Here is a 17,660-nt window from a genome sequence, read left to right as displayed (position 1 = left end):
GCGCGCACAAGCCCCGGGGTGGCGACGCAGGTGCTACTGGTGTCCTGAGCGTGAACGGAGAGGAGGCGGAGTGCGGGGTCTTTCGAACCAGGCGTCCGGGAGGGTCATCGTGCGCGGCGCCTGCAGTCAGGGCAGGCATGGGCCGCCCTCGGACCGTGGCGGTGGATCGGTTTGCCGCATCTGGCGCACGGGCCGATCTGCCAGATGGGGCAGCCGAACTCCTGTGCTGCGGCTTCCCGTTCGGCCTGGGTGACGGTCAGCCGCTGGGGCTGGGTAGGGATGCGGAACAGCCGCTCGGGCACCTCGGGGAAGGTGTGCAGTCCGCGAGCGTCGGAGAGATCACGGCGCGGCCTGCGGTCGTTGTAGACGTGGGCCTGCTCGCCGTAACGGCAGGTGGCGTCCAAGGGCTGCTCAGTGAAGGTGAGCTCGCTGTCGGGATCCGCGTCGGGCTCCGGGAGCAGGTCCTCCTCTTCACCGATCATGGTGCGCCACCGAGCCCGGTCGGTTTCGGGGACCCGCGCGTCGATGACCTGGGGTTGTACTGGGAGGGGATCTTCATCGGCACGTACTGGCCCTCGGCATTCAGGGCGACGAGGTCGTCGACAGCCGTGGCCGGACGCGGGGGAAGGCAGAGCCCCGGCAGGTCCCACACCGCGCGGAGGTTGCCGCAGGAACTGACGTTCACGGGGCACGGTCGCTCCGAGCTCGGCATGCACTTCCAGTCCTGCAGGTGCCGCACGCCACCGCGGACCAGCATGGCCGGCCTGTTCAGGATCTCTCGCCATGACCAGTCGTCCACGCGCACCCACGAAGTGCGGTCGATCAGCGCGGAGCGGTCGTCGTTGGTCACCCACAGCGGCTGGATCTCTCTCTCCGCCGCAGCCGCCGAACGCCGCAGTACCGTCGGAGCGGTGACCGGCGAGTACTGGGCCTCCCAGCCGATCTGCTCCGCGCTGCCGGTCACCAGAACGTCGGTGCGGACCTTGCCGTCGCCTGTCCGCACCTCCTGCTCCACGTTCAGGCCATGCCGATGAGCCGCTCGCTCGATGCGTTCCTTGAACGCCTTGTGCCTGTCGCTCTCCTCCGGAGTCGACTTGCCGCGCACAGGGAGGTGAGCGGCGACCAGCGTCGTGACACCGGAGACGGTTCGCCGGCGGATCGTCATCCACGGGGAACGGCCCTCGTCCTCGGCCGGGCAATAGCCGGTCTCGTGGTGCTGCAGACACTGCAGAAGCTCCCGATCGCGGTGCTGGATCGGTGTCGTGATCTCTTTCAGGAGCCCGGACCACTCCGGGCCGGGATGGCCGAGGTCCGCGTGCGTCAGCTCAATCGTGATGTCATATCCGGTGTGCCGTACGCCGTTTGCCATAACTCGCAGGTTAAGGACAACCGCTGACAATGCACCCCCGACGATGCGAACATCCTTTGCGTGACTGGCACAGATCTTCGCCCTGACGTTTCGCCAGCCATCTTTTGGTCTCTAGGGTGTGGCCCACTGAAGGCGTCCGCAGATCACGAAACCGAGGTGGAAGACTTGTCGTTTGAAGCGACGCTGCCGCGCTGGGGAAAGCGGCTGACGATCCCCTGCGAGCGCTGCGGGATCGTCACACACCGGCACCGCACGCTCGACTACGACGGAGTCAATACCTACCGCCCTCAGGCCGGCCCCGACCCCGAGCCGCTAGTGGCCGACGGCAGTGGGGTGGCATGTTCCGAAGAGCCGCCAGTGGAACGGGCGTGGATTGCGCTGGTGCCAGGTGTCTTCCCCTGCTGGCCCTTCGCGATCACCGAGGTGTTCCACCTGGCCGGAGGTATCGTCTATCCGGGCCCTCACCACCGCGACTACGGCCACGCGAAGATCGCGCACGATCCCTGCTGCCCCGGTCTCCACCAGTACACTCCGACCACGAGCCGTGGAGCAGCAGAACTCTGGCGCGCCATGAGGATGCGTCAGTTTCGCATGCAGAAGAGCACCTGACTCCAGCACAGCTACCCCCTCGCACCGATACGGTGACGGCCAGGAGGAAGCCAGGTGGATCAGACCCAGGTCAAACATATGGGACGGGCGCTGCGCGTACTCGGCGAACATGCCGACCGCATCGAAGCAGGCGACTCCGATGGCTTCGAGACCGAGCTGCGCCTTGATCTTGAGCGCGCTCTGGAACTACTGGAAGAAGCGATCACCACACCTCCCGCCACAACCCGATGCAACGAGCATCCGCGCGGCCCTGTTGACATGGAAGCCCGCGACCTGTGCCTGCTATGCGAGATGCGCCGCCGCTTCCGTATCCGCTCCACGCCCCGTCCGCGTCCGGCCGATGAACTCGATGACGAGAACAAGGACAGACGTATGCAATCCGCCTACCGCACACGGGCAAACAACCCCGAAGCCGTCGCACGCTGGATCACCGAAATGTGGGACGGCACCGTTTGGCACGCTTGCGGCGCCCCGCGCACGAGCAGGGAGGACGGTATGCGATACACCGCAGACCAAGCCGCAGCCCGACCAAAGGACGCGTTCCGCCTCGTGCACGCCTTCACCGACCACGACATCGTGCGGACCTGGGGAGACACCAGAAACGTCGCCCCCGAGCCCCCGGTCTTCTGATGGGCGCATCCGAGCAGTGGGCCATGGCCTCCGACCTACTGGCCTGGGCTCGGGCCGACGCACGCTGGCGGCGAGCCTGGCTACGGCGCGCCGCAGGGCCAAAGCGGCACCGCATGCGGGGCATGGACATCGGCGTCCCGGTCACCCTCGCCGAGGCTCTCCTCGATTTACTCAAGGAGCGCGGCTGGGAGACCACCGAGATCCATCCAACCCACACCGTCTGGGCTCGGATCGTCGGCGCGGACATGGTCAAGCACGTCCAGCCCCACAAATTCGACTCAGCTACGGGCGTTTTGACGCTCACCGCCGATTCCAGAGCCTGGGCCACCCAAGCGCGTCTGCTTGCCCCCCAGCTCCTGCGGCTCCTCAACGACGAGGCCCCCGCAGCACCGATCCATGGCATCAACATCATCGCCCGAATCTCCGACGGCTCCCTGCCAGCGATTCCGCTCCCGGCGCCCCGTCAACCTGCCGCCGTCGTACCCAGGCCCCCACGTTCGGGTGATCCGGAGCTTGAGGCCATCCGCCGACTCCAGAATCAGATTCCAAGGCCTGACCCGCTTTCGCAACCATCACGACAGCGCGAGAAGCAGCGCAGCCGAGCAGTGCGCGCGCGTGCTCTGGCCCGGGCACTGGCTGACAAGGCGAACGACGGACGAACCTCACTGGATGCACCGAGGGTCGGCCGCCCCACCGGTGATCTAGGGTGATCGGGCAGTTTGGCGAGGACTTGATGCAGGAAACGGGGGGCCGGTGTACACCAGCGATCAGAGCAAGGACGCAGGCGACGCGATAGCTCACGACCTGCGCGCCGAGAAAGCAGTGCTGCGCGCGGTACTGAACTCCAGCGACGCGATCGCCGACATCGTCGAGATCCTCGCCCAGGACGACTTCTACCAACCCGAGCACGGCGCCCTGTACAGCGCCGTCCTCGAACTGTACGCGCGCGGCAAGAACACCGACATCACCGCGGTTATGGCCTTCCTGACCGAACAAAATCGCCTCGATGCAGCAGGCGGATCCACCTATCTCCATGAGCTAGCACAAGGCAAAGCACCCAAATCCAGCTGGACCAGGAACGCCGAACGCGTCTCCTCCACAGCCCTGCTCCGCCGGCTCCGTCAGGCCACCATCAGGATCGACAACCTTGCCTCAGAAATGGGCCCCGACTCCGCCAGCCGCATAGCAAATGCCGCCGAGAACGAGATCTTCGCCGCCACCTTTCGCAGCGGTCTTCCTCCCGCCCACACCATCGGCGAGATCATCGAGGGCACGCTCGATGATCTCGAAGCCGTGACGCGCCCCGGCGCCGCCCTCGGTCTCCTCACCGGCTTCACCAACCTCGACGCATTGACCGGCGGCTTGATGGGCGGCGCGTTGACGGTCATTGCCGGTCGCCCGGCGATGGGCAAGACCACCCTCGCACTCGACTTTCTACGCTCGGCCACGTTGAAGCACAACGTGCCAGCGGCCCTTTTCACCCGCGAGTCCGGACGTCGCGAGATCAGCATGCGGATCCTCTCCGCCGAGGCCCGCGTCGCGCTCCAACACATGCGCAGCGGCAGCATGACGGACGAAGACTGGACCCGCCTCGCACGCCGCCTACCCCAAGTCTCCGCAGCGCCCCTCTACATCCAGGACAGCGCCTACGCCACCTTCACCGACCTGCGTGCCCAAGCCCGCCGCCTGCACGCGCAGCGCGACGTCCGGCTCATAGTCGTCGATGCCATGCACATGCTCGATTACGGCACCCGGCCCTTCGCGTCCCGCTACGAGGAGATCTCCGAGATCGCCCGCTGCCTAAAACTCCTGGCCAAGGAACTGGAAGTCCCGGTAGTCGTTGTCTCCCAACTCAATCGAGGGCCGGAGCAGCGGGAGGACAAGAAGCCGATGCTCAGCGACCTCCGTGACTCAGGAGCCCTTGAGGACAACGCAGATCTCGTCATCCTCATCCACCGCGAAGACGCGTACGAAAAAGAAAGCCCACGGGCGGGCGAGGCCGACTTCATCGTGGCCAAGCACCGTGATGGCCCCACAGCCACGATCACCGTGGCCCACCAGGGGCACTACTCCCGCTTTGTCGATATGGCTCAGACCTGACCCTCACGTAGTGTAGGTTCTCAGATCCCGTGTCACTTTCTCAGTCGCATGGTCATGCGACTGGCCGAACTGACACGGGATTGAGAATCGCTGGCCACTGCCGTCATTCGTTCGGGTGGCCTTGCCTCAGGTCCGGCGTGGGCGCCTCACGCGGATGCGAACATAGCGCTCGTGGAGGAGGCTGCCCGCGTTCACTCGTTTGGGGACTCCGTTGTCAGCGGGATACCGCACCGCAGGCAGCCGTTCGCGTGGTCGTCCTGGCAGACGTAGCCGATGGCGCCATCCACGCACCATTCGGCGGCCTCCTCGGACAGCAGGTCGGGCCCCGCAAGGAGCAGCCGACGAAATTCCGTGGTGTCCGCAATGTCGGCCGGCCGGTTGGTGAACCACTCTTCGAACCAAGGCTTGTCCCGGTGTATGCGCCAGTGCGCATTCTCCCGGTCGTCGACAGCCGCAAGGAACCGATCGACGATGCGCCCCCAACTTGGTGCTCCGAACCAGCCGTTGTCGGACGCACAGAAGGATTCGATCAGGGTTCGCAGGCCGAACTCCTTCTCGCGAAGGCAGTACCTTCGCCCCCATGAGATCGCGACCTGTGCCATCTCCGCAAGTTCTTCTCGCGGATCAACCTCGTGCGCCGGGTCGTCAGGGTTGTGGCAGGCAAGCCCGAGCTCGAGCACGGACTGCCCTGTCGGTAGAACCCGGGACGGGTTGACGATCGCGAGACCGAGACCGATCCAGTCGACATGGTCGAACGACAGCATCGAGCGCACGAGTCGGGTGGTTGCCGTGTTGATCCTCATCATTGTGCCGTCATGGAGCGGACTCTTCCCGGCATGCCAGTTCTCGACGGGTGTGTTGCGCCACACGGCGAGCGTGATGCGGGTGGCAGCGAGCCACAGCAGGGCGTCGTCGTCGAGGTGCCCGAACCGCTTGGCACACTCCTGGGCGCCGTAGGTGATCAACTCTTCCGGTTTCGGCCACCTGTGGCTGTCGAGCCCTTCAGGCGCGTACTCATAGTCGTCGGCGTACTCGTCGAGGATCGCGCTCAACTCGGTTGCGCTGTAAGCCTCGCTGTAGTCGCAGCTGTCCGGCTCCTCGACGGTGTACATGTCGTGGTCCCAGGAGACGTACACGTCGCCCCAGAGCACGACGTCGTCGCACTCGCTAGCGTTGTCCGTCACAACCGGCCTGATGGTGATCGGGGCAGTACGCCCGTCGGTTCGCTCGCCGTCCTTCTTGGCCGCCCATGCGGTGATGACCCCGAGCGGCTTCGGAAGGAGAGGGCCGACCTTGGTGATGCTGAACGGCTCGTTGTCCTCATCGGTGTCGAACCGGCTGTTGACGAACGCGACCGCCTCGGAGGGCGTGCTGACGATGGACTGTGTACCACTCTCGTTGTCAACCACTCGCCACAACGCGCTGTTCTTCACGGTGCTCTCCGATCGCGGTGAGTGCACCCGGGGCGGGTGCGATGGGCCGGGTCGCTCGGCACTGACTCCAATTATGGGCTGATCAACCCGTCCGTAGTCCCGCAGGCGCTTGTCGGCGACGACGCTCGGGACGTTCGTGTGCAACCCGCTTTTCGCGACCGCAGCGACACAGCCGAGATCACGCAAAGTGCAACGGAGTGTCCGCGCAACCTGCGCTGCACGTCACCAGGAACTGATGGTTGCCGATGCAGGTTCGTGACGCCCCGGGCCGCGCTGCAGCCTGCTGGACAGCCTGAGGAAATGACACCGATCTGAGACAGCCGCCTGCCGACACATCGTGAGGCTCAAGGGAAACATCCAGGTCACAGGGTTGGCGCCTGAAACGGAAGTTGAGAACCTACAGCGCTGTACGTTCTCAAATTCTCTCAGGAAATGACACGGCTCGTGAGACTGAGCCCGCCTGACACGGCGTGAGGCAGTGGAAGAACGCCCAGCTCACAGCATCGCCGGATGACATCGAGATTGAGAACCTACACGTAGGTCCTCAGATCTCGTGTCGCTCCGTAGCCGCATGCCATCTGGTTGGCATTTGTGGCATCCACTGTGAGGCAGCGCAGGTCAGCGGCTAGTGCTGTGACCGGAAACGATCACCGGGGTGTCCTGCGATGATCGCTGAATGAACGAGCGTGAGTGGCAGGCGTTGACCAAGTCCGAGGAAGCGTTCATGGTCAATTCGTATGAGATCGACATCCTGGCCGGTGTCTGGGGAGATCTCGACGATGCCGATCAGTCCCGGCCCGTGAAGGAGCTGGCAGGGATCTTGCTGACTCTCATCGATCGTGGATGGATCGAGGTTCGTCGGGTCGCGCCGTGGACGTCCTCGTCAGGAGAGAAGGGCTTCCAGTCCGGAGAGCTGGTGCCTCGTGATCAGCTTCCGGCGGTCCTGGAGGACCCAGCCAACTGGGAGTACCCCAGTGGTGACTGGATCGGGGCGGTGACCCTGGTGGAGACCGAAGGGGGTAAGAAGATCACCCGTCGTTCTCCCGAGGAGATGGCCGAGTAGACCGCCGTGGCGATCCTCAGGCCGCTGCCGCCAGTGGTCGACCGCCCCACCGAATGCCCCTCTCGCTGCGGACACGGGCGCGTTCGCGCCGTTGGGCGGCCAGGACGGAGGGGTGGCGCGCGTTCTGGTTGCGCCAGCACAGGTACCGCTGCAACTCGCGTGTCTGCACGGTGTGGTTGGGGTGGTTCGAGTTGGCCAGGATGAACTGCCTCAGCGGCCCGAAGTGCGCCTCGACCGGGTTCGCCCAGGAGGCGTTGGTCGGTGTGAAGCACAGCTCGACCTTGTTCTTCCGGGCCCACTGGCGGATCTTGCTGCCCTTGTGGGCGGACAGGTTGTCCAGGATCACGTAGATCGGGGCGCCGTCCGGTCGGGCGGCCCGGATCGATTGCAGCGCGGCCAGGGACGGGGTAGTCCCTTTGTGGCGGCGATTGACACCCCAGAGGGTGTCGTCGCCGACCGAGTAGCAGCCGTGGAAGTAGGTGACTCCGTGGGTGCGGTGGAAGGTCGCCGGCAACCGGTTCGGCCTGCCCTCCTTTGCCCAGCAGGACCCGGCGGTGGGACGGATGCCGAGCGGCCCGAACTCGTCAAACGCGAAGGTGCGACCGGGGCGCTCGGTCAGCGCGTACTCGATCCGGTCCAGCTTGGCGTCGAAGTCCGGGTCGGTGGACTCCTTCCAGGTCTTGGTCCGCTGGAACGTCACGCCCTGGCGCGCGAGGAGGCAGCGCAGGGCCTCGCGCCCGATGCGTATCGGACGGGCGACGTTGCGCCGCAGATGGTCTGCGAGCTTGCGGATCGACCAGCGGCTGAAGGGATGCCGAGCTTGGTGGGGCGGGTGGTGGCCGTTTGGATGACGAAGTCCTCGTCGTCATCCGTGAGCAGGCGGGGACGGCCTCCCGCCCACCGAGGGTCCAGGCAGGCCAGCCCGATCTCGTTGAAGCGGTGGATCACACCCCGGACGGTGTCCTCGTCCGCTTGGACGAGATTCGCGATCACCGGCACGGCGTTCCCGCCAGCGGAGGCCAGCAGCATCATCGCCCTGCGATAGCGCACCGTACTGGTGCTTCCGCGCCGCACAATCCGCTGGAGCTTCTGCCCCTCTTGCTCGGTCAGCTTGCGGACCCTGACCGGCCCTGCCATCGCGCCTCCTCGTGCCAATCGGACGTGTTGTCACATCCAATCGGCGCAAGTCCAGTTGCCGCCACCCGGTGATCGTTTCCGGTCACAGCACTAGCCGCTACGGGCGGACAGCGGTAACCCCCGCATCCGTACCGGTAGGGCATGACACGCATAGGTGCCCAGTACAGAGGGGAATGCACCGTCCATGACAGCAGAGCCGGATGAACACTGGGATCGCCGAAGTGACTACGGCTACGGACTGGAGTATGAACCCTTCGCCGATACCCCCGCCAGCGACCCGCTCGAGCCGGAGCCCGTCGACGACCTCGTAGGCGACTCTATGGAGGCGTATTACGAGTCGGCGTACCGCGATGGCCTTATCACTCGTGAACAGTTCCAGGCCAAAGCGTGGCGGCGCTATCCGTCCTGAGCACCTCAGCGGGTTCCGTTGAACGCCTCGCTGCCGGAGCTGCGCAGCACCGGGTTTCTCGGCTCGAACGACGCGACCAACGCCTTCGGGCACGCAACGGCCTGGAGTGCTGGATGATCTCGATGTACCGGGCATAGCGGGCCGGCGACCAGCGGCACTCTTCGGCGCTGTCCTGCTCGGAGCTGGCGGTGCTGCTTAGCCGGTGCGAGGTGCTGTTTGGTCCGGGGCGGGCACCGAAGGAAAAGCACGTGGTCCTGGCTGGGCTGTTCGCCGATCGTACGGGTCGGGGTGCGGCGAGGGACTGGATCGGGCTGCTTTTGATGGTGCTGACGACGGGTTCAGCGGGCTGGCTCAGCTGTGCCTGAGGTCGGTGGAGACCGACCGTGGGCGTCTGGCGGCGGCCGGGGCGAAGGTGCTGGGGCGGCTCCACGCCCGGCAGGCCGCCGCAGCTCAGGCCGGTGCCGAAGCCGCGGCCGCGCAGCCCGAGGACCAGATCCCGGCCGCGCCGGTGGCCCCGGTCGTGCTGCCCCCCGCCCCGTCCCGCCGCGCCAGCCCCGGAGGTCGCGGACGTCGACGACGGCCAGGAGTTGGTCCTCGAGAACCTGACCCACGAGCAGGTGCGCGCCTGGCGGGTATGGGCGCTGAAGGACCACCAGGTGGTGTTCGACCACATCGACCGCTACGGCAAACCGTCGGCTAGGCGCCTGTTCAGCAACCAGGTGGTCGACCAGACGCAGCGCTTCTCCGGGCTCGGGCACTTGGACCTCGGCTACGTCTCGTGGGGGCAGGCGTGAGCGGCAGCGAGGTGCCCGACGCCGACCTGGCCCGGGTCGCGCTGCCGGCCGCGATGAGGGCGGCCAGGAAGAACGGCGGCGGCCCCGAACAGGACCGGCTCTTCCAGTTGACGCGGTAAAACGCTACGCTGCCGCGTTATGAGCGGGCCATGGGAACTTGCTGTGGCCCTTCGTCATGTCGGTGCTCAGAAACAGGGTTGAGGTTGCCCCTGAGCAGCATCGTGTGTCACGCTATCGGCGGCCCCGGCGTGCCCAAAGCCAGCCAGACCAACGTCAGTTAAGGCGGAGACCCTCACAGGTCTTCGCCTTTTTTGTTGCCCACATGTAGGCCGCCGACACCGGGGCGGTGTTTTCCCGGTCTTCTTCCCCTTCCCAGCCCCGTCCGGTGGACGGGGCTTTCGCATGCCCGGAAACGGGCCACCTGGAGGTTCCTCATGACTCCGTCATTCAACGACCCCGAACTGCAGGCCATCGCGAACTGGCTTACAAAAGCCGCAGTGCAACCGGCCGCCGACGCCCGCCCCACCCCCGCGAACATGCCGCGCCGCGCCCAGCGCCCGCTCGATCCCGCCGATGTAGCTCGCGCCGCAGGCCTCGACTTCGGGAATGCCCTGCGTCCACGGAAAAGCCCTGGCCCCCGCCCGGCTCGGCGCCGGCCGGCCAAAGTCTCCGTCTTCCGGGAGGTATTCGACTTCTTCCTGGCCCGTGGCCGCACGCGAGAGGAGGCCCACACCTTGACACGTTCGTGGCTGGAGGTTGAGCACTCCGCCGAAGGCGTGCGCTCCTGGGTGGAGGCGATCGGTATGCGACAGGCGGGAGTGGTCAAGGATCTCGTTGCCCACGGCTTCAGCATCGTTGATCTCGACACCGTCATCGACGGGTTCTCCGTACGACGGCTGCTGCGCGACGGCTCGGCAAGCGGCCAGGTTGTCGCAGCCCTGCTCAGCCGGCGCAACCCGGCGTCCTTGTAGTGCGCCCTCATCTGCACGAGTCCGGGACGACGGCCAGCGTCCCCGGGGTCCGGCCTCAGGGCGCCGTCGCACCGCCGGTGCACATACGGTCCGAGCACAATGGTGTCCAGCGACGGGGGTGAGGCGGGTCAGCCCGCCGGCGGCTGGCCGGAGGGCGCGGCTTGGTCGGCTGGTTGGTCCAGTTGCTGCTGGCGGCGCCGCTGTTCGTTGCGGTGATCCTCGACGCGCTGGGTGAACAGCTTCAGGGCCTCGTCCTCCCTGTCCTCGCCGAACTCGCGGTAAGGGCCGATGCCGAGCCGGACGGCGTTGGCCTCCTCCTCGATGGCGTCGGCGGTCTGCTGGAGGAAGTAGCTGCGCTCGCGGAACTTGTAGTAGCCGGTGAACATCGCGGCCACCGTGATGGCGAAGCTGATCCCGGTCAGGGTGACGCTCTGCCAGGTCAGTTCCTTGCCGGTGTCCAGGGCGGCGATCGTGGTTGTGGACGCGGAGCCGATCATGATGAGGGTCTGCAGGCTGTTGTGGATCCGTCGGTACTTGCGGCTGTCGGCCTGATATTGCTCGATCGCGGTGGTGACTTCCTCGCGGTAGAGGTCACGCCGGTCGCCCAGGGCGGGGCGCCGGTTGACCTTCTGCTGCCACATCTGCTCCCGGGCTGAGATGAGCAGGGCCTCGGCGCGCTGGAGGCTGGGCAGCCCCCGTCCCGCGAAGTGCACGCCGACCAGCGTCAACAGGGACATCAAGAGCAGGCCGCCGCAGATCAGGCAGCCCACGACGAACCGCGCCGGGGTGCCGGTGGTGAACCAGGCGATGCCCGTGCCGGTGGCGGCGGTGAGTAAGGACAGCCAGGCGGTGATTGCCCCGGCACGGCAGATGCGGTCCAGCCGCCGGCGCCGGGCGAGCTTCTCCTGGGCGTCGATGACGAGGTTGGTGGTCACCACGTAGATCCGTTCGTCGGCGTCCCGCTTGCGGGCGAGGACCAGTTCGTTCGCGTAGTGGAGGCGGCGGGGCGCGTCGTCGTCGAAGTCCCGGGTCACGGGCTCAGCGGGCCAACGCTTCGGTCAGGCTGATGAGGTAGCCGTCCTCTTCCATCAGCACGACAGTCACGCCAAACGGATCGGGGTGATCCAGCTCGATCGGACGAACGAGGAGTCCGCCACGGCCTGGATCGGCGGCACCAGCTCACCGCCAGGCTGCGGCGCGGGGTCCGGCCTCCAGTCCGGGGCGACCGACGCCCAGCCCTTGAGGCTGCGGGACAGGAGCTGCTTGCTGAAGGGGAACTGGTGCAGGACGTGCCCGTCCCCGGTGGCGAGCACCATGTTCAGGCACGGCGCCGGGGCCGACGATGGGCAGCTCGCAGGCGGTGGCGACGTCGTGCGTCTCCCACGCGAGGACAACACCGTCCGCGGCGACGTTCGCGAGCTCCGCGATCCCGGCGAGCGCGTCCTGGCCGACCTTCAGCGGGCGAACCCAGATCAGCCCGACCAGCTCGCCGCGCACCAGCGGCATCATCAGCGGGCGCGGAACGACCCCCTCGCCCAGTGAGGCGGTGTACGTCTCCTTCGCGACGCTGACCAGTCCGTCCCACATCCGCGCGTCCACGGAAGCCCCCTTATCTCAGCTGTTCGTGATCGCAGCCGACCCTGCCACGCGGAGTGAGGCGGTGTCAGGGTGATGATCGGCCAGCCCTTTTGAACGGAGGGGCTGGGCTGACGGAAAGGGAACACCGCTAGACAGTAGGGTGTGGCGTGAATCACAGCGGATGCCGGGAGAATGAGTGCCGGATCAGCTCTCTCCCGCCGCAGGTAGGTGAAGAGACTTACCCAAGCAACAAAGGAGGCCCGAGATGCCTGCGGCTTCAACGCCGGACTCGGCACCCGAGGACGCCGCTCAGCGGCCTGCTGCAGGACTGTCCGAAGCAGCGGAATCACTGCTCGCCCCCTCGCCGGAAGGATGCGGCGCGCCTGACACTAGGGTGCTCGACGAGCCGGGCGATGCCGGATTCGCAGCACCGATGGACACGCTCGACCTGGACCACGGTGTCTTCCCGCCGCTTGACGATGCCGTCCTGAACCCCGGCAGCCTGGCTGACGTCGCCGTCGTTGACACGGCTGCCTTTTGGTCCGGCATCGGCGACTCCCTCCAGCCACTGGCCGGTCTCAGCTCGATGCTCAGCGAGTTCACCAACCTGGCGCACTTCGGCCTGGCCCCGGCCATCGCCGACATCGAGCTGCCGGTCCCCCGGCTTCCCAACATCGCCGAGATCGTCGGCCAGTCGCTGCTGGACGGGCTGGAGACCCGCAATGCCGCGCTGTCGGCGCTGTCCAGCGTTCAGCCCCAGGTCCTCTCGCTGTCCGAGACCGTGAACTCGGTACTGCAGTCCTCCGCCGTGAACACGCTGGGGCTGCTGGACGGACTCAAACCGGCCAGGACGGCCTTGTCCGCGATCGAACCTCAGGTCAACAACCTGGCGAGCTGCTGGGACCGGTCACTCGTCTGTCGTCGATGGCTGACGCCTTCCAGCCGCTGGCCGGTCTCGGTGCACTCGTTCGTCGATCTCAGGTAGGCATGGCCCCGGCGTTCGAAAGCCGCCCGGCTCTGCTTCCGCCGCTGACCAGCCTCGCGAAGATTGCCGGGACGCTGGCACCGAACTGCTTCGCTATCCCGGTGGGACTGCCGCAGATGGTGCAGGAGATCCTCCGCACCCGTCCACCGCTGGCGGACCTCATCGGCAGCCACGTGGCCGACCTCTTCGCCGGAGTCCGGTCTGTCGCCGACTGGGCGAAGCGGCTGAAGCCGTCCGTCCTTGCCGAGGCCCGCTACGGCTTCGACGCCTACATGAAGGGCGACACGGAGCCGATGAAGGACTTCCTTCGCCGCTGCCTGCGCCTGTGGCCGGTGCTGGAGGACCACTGTCAGGCCCTGGCTGTTGCGATGGTCGAGCGCGCGTGGGAGCAGGAGGCCGACCTGACCGACGACCAGTCGGTGCGCAGGGTCCTGATCCGATACGCCCGGCAGGGCTGCGACTTTGAGCGCGATCACCAGATCCGCGGTGCCTCGGTCGGTTACATCCCGGACGGTTGGGAGCAGCGGGACACCGCGCCTGGGCCGGACGATCTGGTGATCCCCCGCCTCGTTCCATGGGCTCAGCAGTTCGAGAGCGCCCCCGTGCGGTACGTGGCCGGCCAGCTCAATGAGCAGGAACAGGCCGTAGTCCGGGCCTGGTCGGAAAACCACCCCCTGCCGTGGCCCAAGGCGTCGGATCTGGTGCAGCAGGATGAGGCGCAAGGAGAGCAGGCCCGCCGCAAGCTGATCCGCCTCGGCAAGGAGTGGCGCAGGCGCGAGAACAGTCGCCGGGAGCTTCCGTGAGCACGCCGTCCGACCGGTCGCAGGAGCCGCTGATGACGGTACGGGCCGCGGTCATCTTGATGATGGGCACGCAGATCGCCGTGGCCGCTGGCGTGCTGACCGTGCTGGCAGGAAACCCGTGGGCTATCGCAGCGCTGGCTGCCGGAGGCGCTTTCGCTGGCACCGTGGCCTTTGCCCGGTCCGTGATCGGATGAACCGGCCCAGGCGAGCAGGACGTCCGGGGCGACGCCGTGGTCACAGCGAAGTATGCAGGTCGTCGCGGCGGGTGGTGACCAGGCCTCGCCATCGCCGCCGGGTGTTCGGGGCGCCGTCGATCTAGCGTGCTGGTGAGGCTTCATCGAGGGGCAGGTCGGCCATGAAGGCGGCGAGGTCGCTGTAGTAGGCGTAGTCGCCGTCGAGGGTGTTCTCGCGCAGCCGGGCGATCGTCGCGGCCGCCTGGTCCTGGTCGTTGCGGATGGCGTGGTGGAAGGCGAGGGTGAGGTCAAGGGCGAGCTCGGCGTACGTTATGCCCGCTGTACGGATCTCAGTACGCAGCACCTGGGCGCGGTCGTCGATGTCGGCATCGGGGGGCCGGCGTCGCGTGCGAGCGTCGCGATATGGGTGATCAGGGTGGTGGCGCGCAGATCCACGCCGGCCAGAAGCTGCTCAGCGAGGGCGAGTTCGTCGTCGGCGACGGCCGGGTCGGTGAAGGCCAGGGCGAAGGCGCGGTGCGCCTGGCTGTTGCCGCGCTCACCGGTGACACCGTGGTGTTCGGCTTCGTCGCGTGCGGCGGCGTACGCGGCGGCGGCGCGGTCCATGTCGCAGCCCGCCGCCCCACCCGCGGCGGACAGCCCCTCATCAGGACGACCGGCACGACGCGTTTGCCCTCGGGGAGTCGGGCGAGCTCCTACGGCCAGCCGGGCGCATCCTGCCGGGGCCCGTACGGCCTGGCGGCGTTCACGCAGCGCACCGACCAGGGCGCCAGTGACCTGGCCGACGACCGAGCCGATGGTGCCGGGCAGCATGAGCGCCTGGGCGACGTCGGCGAGCGCGGACTGCATCTGCTGCGGCAGCACCTGCCCGAACCGGGAGCCGAGACCCCCGCGGCGCAGGTACTCCTCCAGGGGCTCGCCGGGGTGGTTGGCCTCCCAGTAGCGGCGCAGCGCCAGGTCGAAGGCGGGCAGGGGACGACCGATCCGGGTGAGGGCGGCCCGGATCGTCAGCACGATCTGCTCGAAGTCGGTGCCGACTGAGCGGGCGAGATCGATGCGCACGGGCAGGAGCCGGTCGGCCGTCCACCCGGGCTCGCCTCACTGGGAAGGCCGCCGTCCGGCGTCGGTGAGCGCCGCCTCCAGCATTCGGGACAGGGTCGTCTTGCCGATGCCGCCTACTCCGTGGAAGACGAGCACGTGGTTGCGAGGCGCCTCAAGGTCCTCTGCATCGAAGCCGGGTGCGCTGATGTGCTGGAGGTGCTCGGTGAGCGCAGCCGCGACCGTCTCAGCGGCCTGCGGGTGCGGCGGCGATCTGGTGACCACCGCCGGGACCGCCATCGTCAGCGCGGCCACCCTGGAGGTCCGCTACAGCAGGGGCAGGTCTTGAAGGCGCACGATCCCAAGGTCGACCGGCTGGTGGCTGTCAAAGTCCTGGAATCGTCCCTGGTAGCCATCGAAAGTGGGCAGGCCACCCCAGGTTTAGACCTGACGAAGGCCGCCCGGATGATGCGGGCGGTCTTCGTCCTGCATTGGCCTCCGTGGCGGTCGTGCTGCTATGGGGTGCGGTAGCGGTCGTGGAGGATCTTGACGGTGTCGGTCCAGGGGCTGTCGGCCTGCGGGGGTAGGTGGTGGCCAGCGTGGTCGGCGAGCTGCCGGTAGAGCGGGTGCATGGTCCCGTCCTCCGCGGTGATCAGGGCGGTGAGCACGGCGGGACGCTGGGGTTTGGCGCTGCGGGGGCGCGCGGTGGGCCTGACCAGGCGCAGCACCTGCAACTGATCGGATTCCGTCAGCTCGCCCAGGCCTTTGACCTGGTTGCACAGGTCGGTGAGGGGCACGGTCTTGCCCAGGCGGGCTGCGTGCTCCAGAACGTCGCGTACGGCGTCGGCGAGGTTGGCGCCGTTGAACGGTTTCGAGCGGGAGGCCGGGAAGCGCGGCGAGCGGCCACGCGGCGGCTGCGGGGCGCGCGGCGCGGGTGCTGGCTCCGGAGCGTTCTGCCATTCCTGCACCTTGGAGCGTTGTCGGTCGGTGAGCCAGGCTGAAGCTTGCTCTGCGGCCTGCGCGAGCTGGTTGCGCTGGCGGAGCGTGACCCCCAGGCTGTGCGCTTTGTGCTGTGCGAGAACGCTCAGCAGCCGCTCGACCTTCTGCAGGGCCTTGCGCTCCTGGAAGGTCGGTTCGCGCGGCGTCGGCACGCCGACACCGCGTTCCAGCCTCAGCAGCGCGTCGGCAGCTGTCCTGATCAGGTCGTTTTCTTCGGCGGTGGCTCCGCCGTGTGTGACCTCCTCCGCTCGGTTCAGCCAGCCGCGGATCTCGGTGCGGCTACGTCCGTCACTGACCGCCTCCTTGAGGGACACCATGACAGCCTCACGGTTCTGGGAGGGGATACCGTGCGCCTCGTCGCTGACGGCCGGCGCGGCCAGCCGGTTCTGTGGCGGCGGGGCCTTGGGCGCCCATACGCCGATGGGCCGCCGCGTGGTGCGCAGTCGGCGGATTTCTTTGACCGCCGGGGTGGTGAGCCCCGAGTCGGTGAGTTCTACCTCGTCCAGGTCGAACCAGTCGGTGGTACCGCCGTGGCGTTCGGTGCCGACCTGGATCCGGCGGCGGGTGCCGTCGGGGACGAGCTGGATACGGTTGACGTAGCCCTGCCGTAGCAGCATTTCCGGGTCCGGCGTCATCTCCGGGCCGAGCACCAGCCGGGCGGGGTCCTCTTCTCCCGGTGCGGAGGAGCTGGGCGGCTCGGAGAGAAGCACCCGGAGGGTGTCGTGTCCGGCGGGAGTGAAGAGCACGTCCCGGCCGATTGAGCCGTCGGTATCGCGCGCGATGGTAGCCGTGGCAGTGATGTCCTGGTCTGCCAGCCAGTCCAGCAGCCCGTGCTTGACGTACAGGTGGTCCGCGCTGGAAACGCCGGAGGCCTTGCGGGCGCAGATGGAGGTGTGTTCAGGATCGGGCCCGTGCGCGAAGTGGCAGGCTCGGTCGGTGTACAGCTTGGTGAAGAGCTGGTGGCCGCATCCGCCCAGCCACGTCCCGCACCAGTAGGTCTGGCCGACGTGACGGGCGCGGAAGTCGTCGAGCTCTATCGCTTCCATCGGAAGGACCACAGGGAGCTCGGAATCGGCGTTGCCGATCACTGCGGTCTGCACTCGGCGTTTGTCCAGGGCCATGCAACCTCCAGCCGTAGTGGAGACGAAATCCGCCTCTGCCAGCACCCGGCCACACTGCCGGGCGCCCAATTAACTGACGGTACCTCCCACGACTGACAACGCCGGAGCAACTGAGGCCTGACGAATGGCTGGTGGTGGTCGCCCACCCAGTTCGCCGTCACCGGCCTGCTCGACTCCGTGCGTGGCTGGTCTAGTCCGCGTGTTCCTTGCGACGCCAGCGGTTCCATAGCCGTGCGGCGCCCCAGGCGATGGTGGCCACGATGAGACCGGCGATGACGTTCTCGATGATGTTGTTCATGATCATGCCTCCTCGAGGCGTGGGCCCGGCCCCCCCCCGGGGGCCCCCCCAAGGGTTAGGGGGGTGGGGGGGGCGGGTTAAACCCCGGGCGGGCCCGGGGCCCCCCCCCCCGAAGCGCAATAGGTTGCGGGT

21 protein-coding genes and 1 pseudogene are annotated in these 17,660 nt (G+C 67.3%); 12 read left to right on the top strand and 10 right to left on the bottom strand.

Translation table 11 applies throughout. The features are described from left to right. Positions 1-104 precede the first annotated feature (104 nt). Both ACIGA3_RS11925 and ACIGA3_RS11920 read right to left on the bottom strand, forming a co-directional pair. Positions 105-482 (bottom strand): hypothetical protein, encoded by a 378-nt coding sequence (locus tag ACIGA3_RS11925; protein ID WP_399713444.1) that lies wholly within the window; start codon positions 480-482, stop codon positions 105-107. Then, positions 479-1,369 carry a hypothetical protein gene (locus ACIGA3_RS11920; protein ID WP_399713441.1) on the bottom strand — a complete coding sequence of 297 codons (891 nt, stop codon included), beginning with the start codon at positions 1,367-1,369 and terminating at the stop codon, positions 479-481. Before ACIGA3_RS11920 ends, ACIGA3_RS11925 begins: the two co-directional genes overlap by 4 nt. 165 nt (positions 1,370-1,534) lie before the next feature. On the opposite strand from ACIGA3_RS11920, the gene ACIGA3_RS11915 reads away from it, so the two are divergent. The 4 genes from ACIGA3_RS11915 (at position 1,535) to dnaB (ending at position 4,708) form a co-directional block, all read left to right on the top strand. After that, on the top strand, positions 1,535-1,978 hold the full coding sequence (locus ACIGA3_RS11915) for a hypothetical protein (RefSeq protein ID WP_399713438.1): 444 nt from the start codon (positions 1,535-1,537) through the stop codon (positions 1,976-1,978). Positions 1,979-2,032: 54 nt separating this feature from the next. Beyond that, complete coding sequence (locus ACIGA3_RS11910; protein WP_399713436.1) at positions 2,033-2,608, top strand: hypothetical protein; 576 nt, start codon at positions 2,033-2,035, stop codon at positions 2,606-2,608. A 122-nt stretch (positions 2,609-2,730) separates the two neighbouring features. Next, positions 2,731-3,318 (top strand): DciA family protein, encoded by a 588-nt coding sequence (locus tag ACIGA3_RS11905; protein WP_399713434.1) that lies wholly within the window; start codon positions 2,731-2,733, stop codon positions 3,316-3,318. A 43-nt stretch (positions 3,319-3,361) separates the two neighbouring features. Next, positions 3,362-4,708 (top strand): replicative DNA helicase, encoded by a 1,347-nt coding sequence (dnaB, locus tag ACIGA3_RS11900; RefSeq protein WP_399713432.1) that lies wholly within the window; start codon positions 3,362-3,364, stop codon positions 4,706-4,708. 191 nt (positions 4,709-4,899) lie between these two features. Here the strand turns inward: dnaB and ACIGA3_RS11895 are convergent, their stop codons facing one another. Beyond that, the gene (locus tag ACIGA3_RS11895; RefSeq protein ID WP_399713430.1) at positions 4,900-6,141 is read right to left on the bottom strand and encodes a hypothetical protein; all 1,242 of its coding nucleotides are present in this window, start codon (positions 6,139-6,141) and stop codon (positions 4,900-4,902) included. 676 nt (positions 6,142-6,817) lie between these two features. Between ACIGA3_RS11895 and ACIGA3_RS11890 the strand changes: the two genes are divergently transcribed. Next, positions 6,818-7,204, top strand: a complete 387-nt coding sequence (locus tag ACIGA3_RS11890) for a hypothetical protein (RefSeq protein ID WP_399713428.1) — start codon at positions 6,818-6,820, stop codon at positions 7,202-7,204. Positions 7,205-7,220: 16 nt separating this feature from the next. On the opposite strand, the pseudogene ACIGA3_RS11885 reads toward ACIGA3_RS11890, so the two are convergent. Further along, positions 7,221-8,341, bottom strand: a pseudogene (locus ACIGA3_RS11885) (IS630 family transposase). A gap of 184 nt (positions 8,342-8,525) precedes the next feature. Between ACIGA3_RS11885 and ACIGA3_RS11880 the strand changes: the two are divergent. The 4 genes from ACIGA3_RS11880 to ACIGA3_RS11865 all read left to right on the top strand — a co-directional run bounded on the left by ACIGA3_RS11880 (position 8,526) and on the right by ACIGA3_RS11865 (position 10,515). Next, positions 8,526-8,750, top strand: a complete 225-nt coding sequence (locus ACIGA3_RS11880; protein WP_399713426.1) for a hypothetical protein — start codon at positions 8,526-8,528, stop codon at positions 8,748-8,750. Positions 8,751-9,337: 587 nt separating this feature from the next. Then, a complete protein-coding gene (locus ACIGA3_RS11875) occupies positions 9,338-9,544 on the top strand; it encodes a hypothetical protein (protein WP_399713423.1) in 207 nt (68 codons plus the stop codon). Continuing rightward, a complete protein-coding gene (locus ACIGA3_RS11870) occupies positions 9,541-9,663 on the top strand; it encodes a hypothetical protein (protein WP_399713420.1) in 123 nt (40 codons plus the stop codon). The genes ACIGA3_RS11875 and ACIGA3_RS11870 overlap by 4 nt, the downstream gene beginning before the upstream one ends. A gap of 315 nt (positions 9,664-9,978) precedes the next feature. Further along, on the top strand, positions 9,979-10,515 hold the full coding sequence (locus ACIGA3_RS11865; protein ID WP_399713417.1) for a hypothetical protein: 537 nt from the start codon (positions 9,979-9,981) through the stop codon (positions 10,513-10,515). Positions 10,516-10,643: 128 nt separating this feature from the next. On the opposite strand, the gene ACIGA3_RS11860 is transcribed toward ACIGA3_RS11865, so the two are convergent. Both ACIGA3_RS11860 and ACIGA3_RS11855 read right to left on the bottom strand, forming a co-directional pair. Then, a complete protein-coding gene (locus tag ACIGA3_RS11860; protein WP_399713415.1) occupies positions 10,644-11,549 on the bottom strand; it encodes a DUF4231 domain-containing protein in 906 nt (301 codons plus the stop codon). Positions 11,550-11,694: 145 nt separating this feature from the next. Next, on the bottom strand, positions 11,695-12,114 hold the full coding sequence (locus ACIGA3_RS11855) for a hypothetical protein (RefSeq protein ID WP_399713412.1): 420 nt from the start codon (positions 12,112-12,114) through the stop codon (positions 11,695-11,697). Between the two features lie 373 nt (positions 12,115-12,487). On the opposite strand from ACIGA3_RS11855, the gene ACIGA3_RS11850 reads away from it, so the two are divergent. From ACIGA3_RS11850 to ACIGA3_RS11840, 3 genes are read left to right on the top strand one after another with little or no spacing between them, the layout of a single operon-like run. Then, complete coding sequence (locus ACIGA3_RS11850; protein ID WP_399713410.1) at positions 12,488-13,078, top strand: hypothetical protein; 591 nt, start codon at positions 12,488-12,490, stop codon at positions 13,076-13,078. Further along, a complete protein-coding gene (locus ACIGA3_RS11845) occupies positions 13,018-13,881 on the top strand; it encodes a hypothetical protein (RefSeq protein WP_399713408.1) in 864 nt (287 codons plus the stop codon). Before ACIGA3_RS11850 ends, ACIGA3_RS11845 begins: the two co-directional genes overlap by 61 nt. Then, on the top strand, positions 13,878-14,075 hold the full coding sequence (locus ACIGA3_RS11840; protein ID WP_399713406.1) for a hypothetical protein: 198 nt from the start codon (positions 13,878-13,880) through the stop codon (positions 14,073-14,075). Before ACIGA3_RS11845 ends, ACIGA3_RS11840 begins: the two co-directional genes overlap by 4 nt. 121 nt (positions 14,076-14,196) lie before the next feature. Here ACIGA3_RS11840 and ACIGA3_RS11835 read toward each other — a convergent pair whose 3' ends face one another. The 4 genes from ACIGA3_RS11835 to ACIGA3_RS11820 form a co-directional block, all read right to left on the bottom strand. Further along, positions 14,197-14,418 carry a hypothetical protein gene (locus ACIGA3_RS11835; RefSeq protein ID WP_399713403.1) on the bottom strand — a complete coding sequence of 74 codons (222 nt, stop codon included), beginning with the start codon at positions 14,416-14,418 and terminating at the stop codon, positions 14,197-14,199. Then, on the bottom strand, positions 14,385-15,134 hold the full coding sequence (locus ACIGA3_RS11830) for a hypothetical protein (RefSeq protein WP_399713401.1): 750 nt from the start codon (positions 15,132-15,134) through the stop codon (positions 14,385-14,387). Before ACIGA3_RS11830 ends, ACIGA3_RS11835 begins: the two co-directional genes overlap by 34 nt. Before the next feature lie 36 nt (positions 15,135-15,170). Continuing rightward, a complete protein-coding gene (locus ACIGA3_RS11825; RefSeq protein ID WP_399713399.1) occupies positions 15,171-15,425 on the bottom strand; it encodes a hypothetical protein in 255 nt (84 codons plus the stop codon). A gap of 200 nt (positions 15,426-15,625) precedes the next feature. Continuing rightward, complete coding sequence (locus tag ACIGA3_RS11820) at positions 15,626-17,230, bottom strand: hypothetical protein (RefSeq protein ID WP_399713396.1); 1,605 nt, start codon at positions 17,228-17,230, stop codon at positions 15,626-15,628. Positions 17,231-17,660: the final 430 nt, after the last annotated feature.

Source organism: Streptomyces sp. NPDC085596 (assembly GCF_044541565.1).
Lineage (GTDB): Bacteria > Actinomycetota > Actinomycetes > Streptomycetales > Streptomycetaceae > Streptomyces.
This window is presented reverse-complemented; position numbering and strand designations above follow the sequence as displayed.